We start from the raw sequence: 12,419 nt of genomic DNA on the forward strand, positions 1-12,419 counted from the left end.
GATGCCTGTAGTACCTAACCAGCTCTATCCGTTTCCAAACATCCGGTAAGCCTCGTAGAATCAGGGGCTTAGGGCTTATCGGCGATTTCATGCTGTACCAGCCAAAATGATCATAGTTCAGTCGAATGTCCCCCTGGAACGTCCCCCTAATGCTTACGGAAAAACAAATTCGGGCACTGAAGCCCACCGAGAAAGAATACGAAGTTTCTGACGGCCGCTCAGCGAAAGGAGAGGGTGTTCTCATCCTCCGGGTACGGCCTAACGGCGCGAAGGAGTTCTTTTTCCGCCGGCGAGTCAACGGCAAGAAACCCAAGGTCAAGCTCGGCAACTGGCCCGCTCTGGGGTTGGCTGAGGCGCGGGATCTGTGCCGGGTGAAGAAGGAGGTTATTGTTGCACCAGGTACATTGCAGAACCTGATGGACGCATACGTCACCAAACTGCGCGAGCAGGAGGCAACCTCAGCCGAAGATGTGGCGTGGTCCTTCAAGCATTATGTCACCGAGCCATTCCCTGACCTTGCCGAGCGGCCTGTTGCGTTGATCGGCCCTGCCGAGATTCGGAACATCATTGCGAAGATGATCGGCGCTGGCATCACCACCTACTGCAATCGTGTTCGAGCACGTCTACACGCTGCGTTCCAGATGGGGCTTGAGCAAGAGTTCAACCCTCGGAGCTATCAGCAAAGCGCAACGAAGTTCGGCTTGGTGAGTAACCCTGTTGCCAGCGTGCCCGTACAGAGTGACTGGGAGAACCCAGGTGAGCGTGCGTTGACGCAGAAGGAGCTGGCTATCCTGTGGCAGATGCTACCCGAGCATTTGTCGCTGGTGACATCCGAACTAATTAAGTTCCTAGTTGCTTCTGGTGGCCAGCGTCCCGAGCAGCTCCTGGCCGTGCCAAGAAAGCAGTATTACGACGACCACCTGCTGATCAGGAATAAGAAGACGAAGGATGGTAGGCCGGTTATTCACACGGTCCCCTATAACGAGCTGATGCTTGATTGTTTGCACGCCATGAAAGAAGTCAGTGAGACCAGCGCCTTCCCGTTCGAGGGGAAAGCCGAGGGCAAATCGCTACACGCCAACTCTCTGTCCAGAGCAGTGACAAAGCTGTATAGCCGGCACGCCGATAAGTTTGAAGGGCCGTTCACACTCCGTGATATCCGACGAACCTGCAAAACTCTCATGGGAGTTGCTGGCATTGAAAAGGAACTGAAGGACAGAATACAGGGCCATGCTTTCAGCGACGTATCGTCCAAGCACTACGATCGATACGACTATTTCAAAGAAAAACAGATTGGGCTCGAAAGGTGGGGTAACTGGCTGTGGGAAAACGTCATCACAGCCGAGTTATCCGAGTAGTAAGTTCTGCACATGTTGTGCGCTGTTCCGGACTAGGGCATCTATTCAATTCAATCGGGCTCTATTTGGCTTGATTGGATGTGAGTTGGAGTCCTACCTCCTGGAGGATACGTTGAATTCTTCCGGCCATTAGACCTTTAGTGAATACATCATTTAGTAATTTGTCATCAAAACCACATTCTTTTAAAAGAATAGCAGGGTAAAGGTACGTGAGCGCATTGTTTAGAGAGTGGATTTTTTGAAGAAAAGCATCATAGCTCCCGGGGGTGCGCTGCCCACCAAAGTGTGAAATGTCGTTGCGCCTATCCGCGCACTCTATGCAGAACGTATTAATTTCGCTTGGCGCGATTTGTAGTGGTAGTTTTTTAATGCAATCAACCAAGCGCTCTGCTAGTGAGGGCTCAGCAGAATGCTCTAGCTTGCCTTCTAACCATCTCTTGTCCTTGGTGGCTGCGATTTGCGCAATAATACGTTGAACCTTTTCTTCTAGCTTTGTTGGCGGGGCGTCTTTATTTAATGTGCGGTGTAATGATTCTAGTCCCCATATAAGGTTCACAAACCGATGCTCAACGTATAGCTGAATGCCGCGACGCGTTCCTAAATACAGACTCATCCCGGGGCCCAAGTCCTTCCGTTTTTTCTGCCATTGCTGAAAGATCTGACCAAAGTTTTCGCGGATATGTGGGAATATTAGCCAGCTACTATAGTGAGCGGGTGGAGCCGCCGAGGTTCGGGACCTTAGGAAGTAAAGCTTATACGTTCTTAACGTATTTTTTTTTCCTTCAATTGTTATAAAAGGCCACTCCATGCTGAAGTCTGAACCAGTTAACACCAAGAAAAGGTCTGAAATGGATGAGAAACATTTTTGCATGTCTGCTGACGATTGTTTGTCCTTGGTCAAATATTTTAGGTAGATTTTTTCGGTGATTTTTACACTGTGACTATTGCTATGCCCAAAATATGGTCCTAGTAGATCGAACTCTATGGAAAGTTTGCTTCCATCATCCAGGGGGTATTGGATGTTCTTTTGAGTTTTGTAGGTGGATGTAAGTTTTCTTTTGGTTCTAATAGTGTCGATGGAACTAATGCATAACCAATCCTCGAAGCCGGTCAACGGGATGCGGAGGCTGTCGTATTGTATTTCTTCTCTATCTGAGGGGAATTCCTGAGCGCCAATTAGGCAGCTTGTTGCGCCATACTTCTCAAAAGATATTCCACCAAACGCTGCTCTTCCGCCGTTGTTGTAAACGTCGCTAAGTAGCACGTATTCGCTTGTGTTTTTGAGTCTTCCCAGTATATCGGGGCAAGCGCTACCCAATTCGTTGAAAAGTCTCGGGACTAGGTCTTCCTCTGATGTTAAATAACCATGCAGTTCAAGGCTTATTTTTCCATCAGTAGTAATGGTCAGAACGCCAGCAATTGCAGACTCTGGCGCAACACTTCCCTCTGGAATAGGCGTGTCTCGCCACCAAAAATAGCCATCATCTTTAATCGTGTTGTTTTCCATAACGAACTCAAATTTTCAAATTGTGATGGTTCATCGCCCTTGTATCCAAGATGCAGAGACCGGCCTCAAGGTAGCCCGGCACAAGGAGTACGTCCACTGTCCGCTATGCGCCGTCTCGGCCTACTAAACCTGTGATAGCTGTTAGCCAAGTCGAGCTCCAACCGATTGGCTAGATCCAGTGATAGCCTGAATAGTGAGACCGCTTATGCGACCTCGGTGGCTTTCCAACACTCAGGGTTTTGTTGCCAGTTTGCTATGGCTGATTCTCGCCATCCAACCCGCCCAGGTGAAATCCTTACCGGCTTCGGGAATGCTCCCTTTTTCACCTCACGCCATAGGGTTGCATGCGAAAGCGTGGTCACCTCGATCACCTCTCTCTCCTTCAGGAATCGGTCCAACTGTCTCACTTCGGTTAACTCTCGTGTTCAGGCGGCTTGGAAGATCCAGCACCGCACAGTTTTGGGTTTGTTGGCGGCATCGGTATCCCATGCGGAGCAGACGTTCCTGTTGGTCTCCACGAACTTGGGGCACTTGCTGGTTTTAAGGTGGCGTTTTAGCTCGGTCAGATCCGGTACTTTTTGCCGTTTCTCTGCGGCTTCCTTGGCGAAGTCGTTTAGGTTTACCGCGATCAGGCCGTTATTTCGTGAGTGGTTGAGCCCGCCTGCGGTGCTGTTCAAGTACTCGTACAGCTCCCAGAACTCGACGACTATTGGGTGATCAGCGTTGATGGCCAGCTGGCGCTCCTTGGCCATGCTCTGGATCTCGTTATGCGCTGCTTCCACTTGGTGATTTTTCAGCGGGACCACGTGAACCAGCGCGTCGACCAAGGCGTGCAACTGAGCGTGATTCTTCGCGATCCGGACGGTGCGGATCTCCGGCAGGGCGAGAAGTTTCTGCTCATAGACGGGCACTTTTTCGCGGACGGTGTGCATCACAATGCTTTCCTTCATCGTCGCCTTCACCAAGAACCCGCTCACGCGATCGACCGGCATGCGCTCGAGCTTTTCCACCAGTAACTTGGTCTGCGGCGTCTGGCCGTCCTTCGTCATGGCGATGTGCACCAAGCGCTGCAGGATTGGCTCGGAAGCATTCACCGCATGGTTCTGGCCGATCACCACGGCCCCTCGGAATGGAGGTTCACGGGTGTCGTTGCCGTTGTTCTTTACGCCGGTGGAGCGAACACTCCGGCCGTTGTAGGCAGTTTTGAGTTCGTCCCAGTCGTACTGCTTGGTCTGGCTGCCATCAGTCTTTTCTCGCTCTGACTCGATGAGTACCACTGGCAGATTGCCGACTTGGGCGAAGTTCCGTGCTCGAGCAACAGGGGTGCCCTTGGTTGGGTCGAAGCCCTCATAGTCGATGCGACCGCACAGCTTCCACAGGAACTCGATCAGCGTTGACTTACCGGCGCCGGGCTCACCGATGATCTCGGCGAAGGGGTAGCTCTTCTGGTGCTGGCGGATCTGCTCGGCAAACAGTGACCCGAACCAGAATGCGAGCGCGACCAGACCCTTGGCACCGAAGCATTGCCAGATGATGTCCAGCCACTCGATGCCGAACTTCTCTAGGTCCGTGTTCAGGTTGAGGATCACCGACTGGCTGAGGGTTTTGATGCTCAGCCGGTCCATGTCGAAGAAGTCCTCTTCGTTCAGCTTGAACACTTTCCCATCGCGGACCGCTACCTCGCCGTAGACGTACGCGCTGTGCTCACGGGTGTAGCCGGTGAAGTCAATGGTCTGAACGGTCTTGAGGGCATCGGTTTGCTCCTCAATGAAGGCGTCTAGCTGTTGGGTGGTACCGGTGAACATCCCGCCCGGGGCAATGCCGAGCAGGCGCTTCTTAAACTCTGCAGACGAGGCGATCTGCGAGCTGGTGAAGGTGTTCTTGATTGGCGCAGCGTCGTGGGCGAACGTGATCCGGAAGTAGTACCAGGACTCGTCGGTAAGCTTGTTCTCCTGGTAATACAGGGCCTTTGGGTTACAGGTGGCGATGCGCTGCAGCGCGCCACACTGCTGCATGGCCTTGGTTCGCATCTGCTTGTTGTTCAGCAACTGGTCGTCGTGGTGGTCGCTGTCCTCGAGCTCCTGAATCGCTTTGTTGTACTTCTCTAGGTCGAGCTTGAACCAGTACAGACGGTTGCCGTACTCCAGGTGGAATTCGCTACGGCGCTTCCAATCGAACATCACCATGGCCTTCTCAGTGGCGTTCTCAGCGATCAACAGGGCACCGTGGTGCCGTGCAGTGGTGATGTCTTTGTCGAACTGAGTATCCCGCTTCTCGCCTTCGTCCAGGAATTGCCAACGCTGGTGCAGATCGTTCCAATCGACCTTTCTGTTATCCCGTTGGGGGATCTGGGCTGCTTCGCAGGTGAAGCCCAGCTCGCGGGCCATACGAACCCAGCGCTTGGTGTAAGCGTGTGCACCTGGTTCATTATCAAGCGCCCAAACCAGCTTTGGGAGGTTGCCCGGACGAGCTTCTACCAACGCTTTCAGAGAGTCAGCCGGGAAGGCGTTTGAAGACATTGCCGACACGGCGGCAATGTTGTGGTGCACCAGGGCGATGGCGTCGAAGATGCCCTCGACAATCCAGATCTCCTTCGCCTCAAGTACATCGACGCATGGCGGGCACCACCACACTCCGCGATAGCTATCACCCGGCGCGAAGCGCGCCTTCATCTTGCCGAAGCGTGCAGGCTTATCGATCAGGCGTTCCCAGTAGCCACCTTTCTCCAGGGCGAAGCGCACTGTCGCGCTGCCGGCGTTTTGCTGGGCCGAGTAGTACGTCTCCTGGGTAAACCAGCCTGCAATCAGCTCGATATTGAAGCCGCGGCCGAACTCCAGGTACGCCCGGGCTGTAGCCGTTGGAGCGTTATCAGTTGCCGGAGCACGCTTGCTCCAATCTTCGAACAGATCGTCGTAGATCTCTTTGACGTGCATGGTGTGGCCGCACTTCTCCGAGCGGCCGCAGATCACCAGCCAAGGTTTGTCGTGTCGGGAGTACAGCTCGCGTTTGTGACACTTGGGACATTCGCCACCGCGCATGTACTCGGTACCGGTACGGTGCTTGAGGCCGTAGTCGGATTCCAGGCGCTGCAGGACGTCGTGACGTAGGTCGTCTCTCATGATTGCTTCACTGCTTTAAGGCTGAGGCCAAGGCTTTGGGTGAGGGCGCCGATCAGATGTTTCTGAGCTGCCATCACCGGGCTGTTGGCGAGAATCGATCCGTGGCGTAGGCCATCAGGAATCAATCGATACTGGTCTGCGTACCAAAGGTCATTGAGGCTGAGACGGTATTGCTCGCGCAGGTTGGCCAAGAGCGCTTGGGCCTCAACTGGTGTCAGTTTTGCGTTGATGTTCATGGCGTTTTCCATCGTCAAACCTCAATTTCGGGCGCAGCTCACCCAAACCCACGGGAGTGGGATAGGCGGTTTATTGGTCGGGGATTACGGTGCAGTTACGCGGAAACGACCGTTGTCCGGGGTGTTGAGAATGCGTTCGTAGATCAAGCTGACTGGCACTGCCCAAGCGTTACCTGTGGCAGGGTCGATGATGACGGTGTGTGTCGAGGTGCTGCTGACGATGTCCAGGCGTTGTCGATCGCGTACCGCTGACATGTCGCTGCAGGCCAGGTGCACAAGCTTTTCAGCGGTCTGAGTCAAAACGTCATAGTCGCTAACCAGGTGCAGCACTGCGCGATCGAACAACTGTCGATCATCGCCCAGGTGTTCGCATTGGTGGCGTTCTAGGAACACAAGCGCGGCGGCTTGGAGCATGTCCTGGTATTCAAGTACTGCAGACGGACCGATCATTTGGATTTCTCCGACTTCGAAGCGTGCAGTTGAATAAGTGCGAGAACTTCGGCGTGTCTGGCTGCTAAATGCAGGCTGTCTGCGTGAAGGATTGCCTCGGCCTCGGCTTCGTTAATGGAACCGTCTTCCAGTGCCTTGGCGATGATCTGGTCAACGCTTCCCTTCTTGGCTGCTGACAGCACGCACCTTGCGTACATCTCGACGTTATCCAACGACTCAGGCTCAGCAACGGGAACGAACATCCCGCCGTACATGGCTGCGATGTACTCAGGCAAATAGGTTGTTTTTGCCTCGAGCTCAAGCTGGTAGATCTGCGCATCAGTCAGCGGGCGACTGCTGTTGTTTTCGTAGGCGTGGTTATCGAACTTCTTGAGGGCCAGACCGATTCGTGCCGCCGCACATTCGCGTCCACCTGGATAAGCACAAATAATTGCGCTAACTACCTGTCGCCGAGTCTTTAGAACTGGGTTCTTCATCTTCTGCTGTTCCCTGTGGCTCAGTGCTATTACTGTTCGATCACGCCGTCTTTGATGCCGAGTAGTACGGCGGCTCGATGTGCCTCCCCACGGCGACATTGGCTTTGGCCACTCAGTACGGCGTAAACCGTGCTGGGGTTCAGTTGATGTTGAACAGCAAAGTCTTTGGCTGACTGTCCTCGCTTTTCCAACGCTTCACGCGCTTTCTGGCGGGCTTGCTCGGTGATGCTTGAGTTGGGCATAGTGCAGATCCGTGCAATTTCATGTGGTGTGAGATGCACAATGATGCACTTAGGTGCACTTGTAAATAGTAAGGATGAAAAAAGGTGCATCTTTCTCAAGAGATTGGCTCCCGGCTGCAAGAAGAGCGGAAGCGATGTGGATTGACGCAACTTCAAGTCGCTGACGCGCTTGGAATCGCCAAACGGACACAGGCGAACTGGGAAGCGGGATCGAGTGATGCGACGGCGTCTTACCTGAGTGGGGTCGCAAGCAAACTCAATTTTGACGTTGCTTACATACTCACCGGCGAGAGAACCACGCTGGCCAGCGACGCGCTGAGTCAGGCAGAGGACGTGGTGGTTAAGCAGTATCGGAGCCTTCCAGAGGACGACCAGAGGGCTATACGCCGTTATCTGAAAGCGTTGGCAGATGTTGCTGCCGCAGAAGCTAGAACGAAGTAGCTCGTAACAAAACATGCCGATCATTCGGAGCCCCTTTTACCTGTTCGCGATTCCCGCCCCAATAAAGCCGATTCAGCAATGCACTGTATGGAGTAGTTAGCATGTTGGATCGTATGAACGCCGTTGTCGGCACCGTTGAAATGTCTGCATCTGCGTTGGATGAGCTTTCGCATCTCGAACGGCGACTGATTGATTTTTATCGCCAGTTGAACACCCGGGAACAGGATCATCTGCGCAGACTGACTGAGGCGCTGGGGGCTCATCCGGAACAATTCGAGGGCGAATGATTCCGATGCCGCCGGCTCTACCAGGTCGGCGGTTTGCATCACGCGACGGCCTGTGGTCCGAGTTTTTCAAACAGCTCGCGCTGCTGCGCTTTTGGCATGTCCCTCAGGCGGTCGAATAGCATCCTGTCGAAGGTCTGAGCTGATGGGCTGAGCGTGTGTGAAAACGTCAGGTTAGCTACCCAGGTGTGCCCACATTTAGCATCCAGGCATTGGCAATAGAGCTTTGCGAAATCTGTCGACAGCGCCTCACGGGACGCAATCCTGCCCTTGTGACCACACTTGCAAGTTACTCGCATATATCCCTCCCCAGGGTGCATCAAATTGCCACCATCCTATCGCAAGATGCAGATATTTTCTCCTTTGTGGGCGCGTTACGCAGTTGTTTCTCCTATCGACGGCGTCTCTCTCCAGGCAATCCGCCTGTCCGGCCGCAGCGTGTTATTCACCTGCTCGAAAAGTTGACAGATGGGTCTGATTTCGTTGCTTGTGTACACCCGATCGATCTTCTCGATATCGCCAAAACCGGCGCTGTTTTCCGGAATGATCCCGGCCAGTGCGGGGTTCATTCTCCACGCGGCGATGACGTCATTGCGCGTGATGTTCTTGACCTTTTCCAGCTCATCCTTCGCCTGGAAGTCACCCACCGGGATGATCTGAATCGCCTTCTCGGCGCCGCCCGGGATGTTCACGAACATTGATCTGAAGTTGCCCACGCCCTTGCTGGCGGTGATCTGAGCCTTCAGCTCGGCCTCGTCGTCGTCACTCAGGTTCGGGTCATTGGTGTAGAAGATGTAGCCCGCGTGTGCGCCGTTACTGTAGTAGCGCCGGCGGAACAGGGTGGCGGCTTCGTTGAGCAACAGCGCCTGCAGGCCACCCAGATAGTCCGGAACGCCATAGATGTTCTGTTCTACGTCGTAGTTGAAGACGTGTTCGATCTCTTCCTGGTCGAACTCTACTTCCTTGCCGTCCGGCAGCAGCTGCAGGAACCCACCGCCGAGCTTCACCCGCATGTTGATGGCTGGCAGGTGCTCCATTTCGATGACTTGGCCAAACGCATTGGGCTTGCGATACAGGTACGTTTCGCCAAACACCATGAAATCCAGCGCCGCACGACTCATGGTGGCGGTGGACAGGCCCAGCGATGGGATGAATTCACGCAGCAACAGGTTGCGTTTGAACCCCGGGATCGCGCCGTGGTGAGCGTTTGCCTTGAGCAGCTTGGCCAAGCCTTGGCGCGATACCGGTGGAGTGTAGATGCGTCCGTCGTGACTGACGAACACGCCGAGGTACTGCGCGATGTTCTCCGACAGGACCGGCTCGGGTGCACCGAACGAAAACATGCGCGTTGGCCCTGGTGCCGGTGGTTTGGGCTGTTCTGTTTTGCGTCGTTCCATGGGTTCCGGATCCGGTGAGTGAGTAGCGGCTGCGCCGCGACTTGTTGGTGTTAAGGGGTTCATTGGCCAGCGCGTGCATGATCGACCAGGCGACGTCTGCGTGGCCGGTGGCATCAGTGCGTGATGCGCTGTAGGTAACCTGTCCGCTGCCAGTTGTGCCGCGTTTGATGGTCAGGAATGCCTGGGCGATATCGCTCCAGCCGGCGTCCCACTCGATGCGGCTTTGTTGGATAGTGTCCTGTGCCTTGAGCACCAAGGTGTTCTTGGTTTCGAGGCTGTAATGGATCGCCGTCGTGCGCGGGTAGAAGTCGCGCACCAGGTCGAACACGCCGTAGCCGATGCCAGTGGTGTCGATGCCGATGTGCTGCACGTTGAACCGCTCGGTGAGCCGCTTGACCTGTTCCGCCTGGTACTTGAACGACTGACCGCGCCAGCTGTATTTCTCCAGGATCCGGAACTTGCCGCCAGTCTCCAGTGGCGGGGCGATGACCACGCAAGTTGCGTCGTCGCGGGTGCGGCTGGGGTCGTAGCCGATCCAGACCGGGCTGTTGCCAAATGGTCGATCGTCTTCCGGGTCGTAGTCGGTCCACAGCGACAAATCCGAATAGCAGCGCTCCAGATCTGCCAGGGAAAACGCGCTCTGTGTGCTGTCGATGAATTTGCACATGAACAGCTGTTCAAACTTGTCCTCGTCGTACTCCAGCTGCAGCTGTTCCAGGTCGAATAGATCACAGCCGCCTGCCATGGCGTCGAGGATGGTGATGATCTTGCGCCACTGGCCATCGGGGCAGAGTGCTCCGGCGGCAATGTGCTGGTCGCTCGGCCAAGGCTCTTTCGCCTTCTTGCGCTTGCTGTTGCGGAATCCTTCGCCCGTCCAGAACGGATAGGCTTGGTGTGACACCGCGCTGGGCGTTGAAAAGTAGGTCTTGCGCCACTTTTTGTGTGTCGCCATGGCGCTGGCAACGGTATTCAGTTTCTCGAAATTCTGAATCCAGAAGTATTCGTCGACGTAGACGTGGCCGTGGTGTCCCTGCGCCGTGCTGCTGTTGGTGCTGAGAAAGCGCAGTTCAGCCCAGGGCTTGCCGTCCTTGTTAAGCACGATCGGGTTGCCGGTCAGCTCCAGACCAAACCACTCTTGGGCAAACGAGATGATGTAACTGCGGAAAATCTCGGACTGGGCGCGGCTGGCTGAGAGGAATACCTGGTTGTCACCGGTCAGCACTGCATCCATGAATGCTTCGCCAGCGAAGTAGTACGTCAGACCCACTTGACGACTTTTCAGGATGTTGCGAATCCGCGCCGTCAGCGGGTTCTGTTTGGCGGCAAACAGCTCCTTCTGATAGCCGTACATTTTGCTGATGAACTTGTCGAGGAAGTCTGACTCGGTCAGGTCGCTGACGTCGTTCTTGACCTTCTTTTCCCGCTTCTTCCCACCTTTGCCGTCCCGGTCACCACGCTCACGGCGATTGCTGCGTTGATCATCATGACGTTGGCCTCCGTCTTCTTGCGGCTCGCTGGGCGCCACTGGAGTCTGTTTTGCGCATTGTTTTGCCAGGCGCTCGCGGATCGTGGTCAGGCGGTCCAGCTCGTCCAGTTCGCCCTTGGTCAGCGTGGCCTGTTTTTCCAATAGCAGAGTGATACGCCTGCTGACGGCCGTCAGCGGTTCCTCGTCCGAAAGCATGTCCTCCCAGCTGCCCTGACGGATCCAGTAATAGACGATCCGAATGTTGGGCAGGTTGAGTTGCGCCTGAATTTCCTTCGCTTTGCAGCGGCGCAGGAAAAGGCGTTTGGCGGCTTCTTTGACTTCGGTTGAGTAATACATGGGCCGCAGTCTATGCGGCGAAAACGCTTGAAACGCGGGGTTAATTTCCGCGAATAACCTACATCGTGATTGTAGGAGAAGCGCGCAGGACAACCGTTTGTTAGATGGGCAATCGGTCCATATCGTGGGGCCTCAAATCACCGATTGAGCGCAGTTAACGCCCATGCCCCGTTCCCTAGTTTCGTATTGGAAACGTGTCGCCACCAGCGGCCCGACCGTTGATGGTCGCGAAATCCTTCCCCAGGAACTGCGCGATATCGCCGAGACCTATGCACCATCCAAGTACACCGCCGTTATCTGGTGCGAGCATGAACGCTGGAGCGGCTCCCACGGCACCGTCTTCGCCGTGCGCCTCGTTGAAGAGGCTGACGATCTGGAGCCTGGTCAAATTGCATTGGAAGCCCAGCTCAAACCGAATCAAAAACTGCTTTGGCTCAATGACCAAGGCGAGAAGCTGTTCTCCAGCATCGAAATCTGGCCGAACTTCGCCGGTACCGGCAAAGCCTACCTGACCGGCCTGGCTGTGACTGACCAACCTGCCAGCCTCGGCACCCAGGAACTGTACTTCTCGCAGCGCACCAACAAAGCCACTTATTACGCCGCCTCTGTCGAGCTGGGCGCGCTGAACGAAGAGAAGCCCCAAGGCGAACTGGCCAAGCTGGCAACGATGATCACCAGTCTGTTCAAGCGCTTCGCCGTCGAGCAGCCAGCAGCCTCCGACACCACCGACACCCCAACCGAGAGCAAACCCCCAATGGATGAAGCTACAGCTACGGCTTTGAAGGCCTTGCTGGCTCAACTGCTTGTTGTCGCTGCCGGCATTCAGGCAGTGATTGAGCCTGCCGCCGAAGAAGCCCCAGAGCCTGACCAGGCGCCGATCGATGACGTGCAAAGCGCCGTTGACGACATCGTGACGACTGCCGAGCAGGAGCGTGAGTTCAGTCGTCAAGGCAACTCCAACAAAGCCGTTCTCAAAAGCCTGGCTGAGCTGCAAAAGCAGTTCAACACGCTGGTGAACACTCCGAAAGGACGTGATCTGCCGCGCACTACTGGTGCCGCCGATCAAAAGAAAGCGCGGGTGCTCTGA

Annotated in this window: 13 protein-coding genes; 3 read left to right on the top strand and 10 right to left on the bottom strand. The window is 55.1% G+C overall.

From position 1 onward, the window contains the following. Positions 1–149: 149 nt before the first annotated feature. On the top strand, positions 150–1,358 hold the full coding sequence (locus HCU66_RS20535; RefSeq protein ID WP_205890305.1) for a tyrosine-type recombinase/integrase: 1,209 nt from the start codon (positions 150–152) through the stop codon (positions 1,356–1,358). Positions 1,359–1,419: 61 nt separating this feature from the next. Here HCU66_RS20535 and HCU66_RS20540 read toward each other — a convergent pair whose 3' ends face one another. From HCU66_RS20540 to HCU66_RS20570, 7 genes are all read right to left on the bottom strand, one after another. Continuing rightward, positions 1,420–2,865: an ApeA N-terminal domain 1-containing protein gene (locus HCU66_RS20540; RefSeq protein ID WP_205890306.1), complete on the bottom strand. Its 1,446-nt coding sequence runs from the start codon at positions 2,863–2,865 to the stop codon at positions 1,420–1,422. A gap of 203 nt (positions 2,866–3,068) precedes the next feature. Next, positions 3,069–3,272, bottom strand: coding sequence for an AlpA family phage regulatory protein (locus HCU66_RS20545; RefSeq protein ID WP_205890307.1), 204 nt, complete (start codon positions 3,270–3,272; stop codon positions 3,069–3,071). 18 nt (positions 3,273–3,290) lie between these two features. After that, the gene (locus tag HCU66_RS20550) at positions 3,291–5,984 is read right to left on the bottom strand and encodes a toprim domain-containing protein (protein WP_205890308.1); all 2,694 of its coding nucleotides are present in this window, start codon (positions 5,982–5,984) and stop codon (positions 3,291–3,293) included. Continuing rightward, positions 5,981–6,232, bottom strand: coding sequence for a hypothetical protein (locus HCU66_RS20555; protein ID WP_205890309.1), 252 nt, complete (start codon positions 6,230–6,232; stop codon positions 5,981–5,983). Before HCU66_RS20555 ends, HCU66_RS20550 begins: the two co-directional genes overlap by 4 nt. Before the next feature lie 72 nt (positions 6,233–6,304). Further along, positions 6,305–6,670, bottom strand: a complete 366-nt coding sequence (locus HCU66_RS20560) for a hypothetical protein (protein ID WP_205890310.1) — start codon at positions 6,668–6,670, stop codon at positions 6,305–6,307. Next, positions 6,667–7,146 carry a YmfL family putative regulatory protein gene (locus tag HCU66_RS20565; RefSeq protein ID WP_205890311.1) on the bottom strand — a complete coding sequence of 160 codons (480 nt, stop codon included), beginning with the start codon at positions 7,144–7,146 and terminating at the stop codon, positions 6,667–6,669. Before HCU66_RS20565 ends, HCU66_RS20560 begins: the two co-directional genes overlap by 4 nt. Positions 7,147–7,175: 29 nt before the next feature. Continuing rightward, positions 7,176–7,388, bottom strand: coding sequence for a helix-turn-helix domain-containing protein (locus tag HCU66_RS20570; protein ID WP_205890312.1), 213 nt, complete (start codon positions 7,386–7,388; stop codon positions 7,176–7,178). Positions 7,389–7,930: 542 nt separating this feature from the next. Between HCU66_RS20570 and HCU66_RS20580 the strand changes: the two genes are divergently transcribed. Next, positions 7,931–8,116, top strand: coding sequence for a hypothetical protein (locus HCU66_RS20580; protein WP_205890314.1), 186 nt, complete (start codon positions 7,931–7,933; stop codon positions 8,114–8,116). Positions 8,117–8,154: 38 nt separating this feature from the next. Here the strand turns inward: HCU66_RS20580 and HCU66_RS20585 are convergent, their stop codons facing one another. The 3 genes from HCU66_RS20585 to HCU66_RS20595 all read right to left on the bottom strand — a co-directional run bounded on the left by HCU66_RS20585 (position 8,155) and on the right by HCU66_RS20595 (position 11,332). Next, positions 8,155–8,412 (bottom strand): Ogr/Delta-like zinc finger protein, encoded by a 258-nt coding sequence (locus HCU66_RS20585; RefSeq protein WP_205890315.1) that lies wholly within the window; start codon positions 8,410–8,412, stop codon positions 8,155–8,157. A 75-nt stretch (positions 8,413–8,487) separates the two neighbouring features. Beyond that, complete coding sequence (locus HCU66_RS20590) at positions 8,488–9,342, bottom strand: phage portal protein (RefSeq protein ID WP_205890316.1); 855 nt, start codon at positions 9,340–9,342, stop codon at positions 8,488–8,490. Continuing rightward, positions 9,269–11,332 (bottom strand): terminase large subunit domain-containing protein, encoded by a 2,064-nt coding sequence (locus HCU66_RS20595; protein ID WP_205890370.1) that lies wholly within the window; start codon positions 11,330–11,332, stop codon positions 9,269–9,271. The genes HCU66_RS20590 and HCU66_RS20595 overlap by 74 nt, the downstream gene beginning before the upstream one ends. A 163-nt stretch (positions 11,333–11,495) precedes the next feature. On the opposite strand from HCU66_RS20595, the gene HCU66_RS20600 reads away from it, so the two are divergent. Beyond that, positions 11,496–12,419: a GPO family capsid scaffolding protein gene (locus HCU66_RS20600; protein ID WP_205890317.1), complete on the top strand. Its 924-nt coding sequence runs from the start codon at positions 11,496–11,498 to the stop codon at positions 12,417–12,419.

The organism is Pseudomonas frederiksbergensis (genome assembly GCF_017114915.1).
GTDB classification, from domain to species: Bacteria; Pseudomonadota; Gammaproteobacteria; order Pseudomonadales; family Pseudomonadaceae; genus Aquipseudomonas; species Aquipseudomonas frederiksbergensis_I.